The 390-nt window shown below is 40.8% G+C and carries 1 protein-coding gene; it reads right to left on the reverse strand.

Annotation, left to right across the window (positions count from 1 at the left end; all coding sequences use genetic code 11):
* Positions 1–37: 37 nt before the first annotated feature.
* Positions 38–238 (reverse strand): antirestriction Ral family protein, encoded by a 201-nt coding sequence (locus tag MKD49_RS25790; protein ID WP_000213975.1) that lies wholly within the window; start codon positions 236–238, stop codon positions 38–40.
* Positions 239–390 lie beyond the last annotated feature (152 nt).

A 390-nucleotide genomic window follows, 5' to 3' on the forward strand; every position in this document is an offset into this window, starting at 1 on the left:
TTTATTCTGTTATTTATGCCAAAAATAAAGGCCACTATCAGGCAGCTTTGTTGTTCTGTTTACCAAGTTCTCTGGCAATCATTGCCGTCGTTCGTATTGCCCATTTATCGACATATTTCCCATCTTCCATTACAGGAAACATTTCTTCAGGCTTAACCATGCATTCCGATTGCAGCTTGCATCCATTGCATCGCTTGAATTGTCCACACCATTGATTTTTATCAATAGTCGTAGTCATACGGATAGTCCTGGTATTGTTCCATCACATCCTGAGGATGCTCTTCGAACTCTTCAAATTCTTCTTCCATATATCACCTTAAATAGTGGATTGCGGTAGTAAAGATTGTGCCTGTCTTTTAACCACATCAGGCTCGGTGGTTCTCGTGTACC

The organism is Herbaspirillum sp. WGmk3 (assembly GCF_023952535.1).
GTDB lineage: Bacteria > Pseudomonadota > Gammaproteobacteria > Burkholderiales > Burkholderiaceae_D > Herbaspirillum > Herbaspirillum huttiense.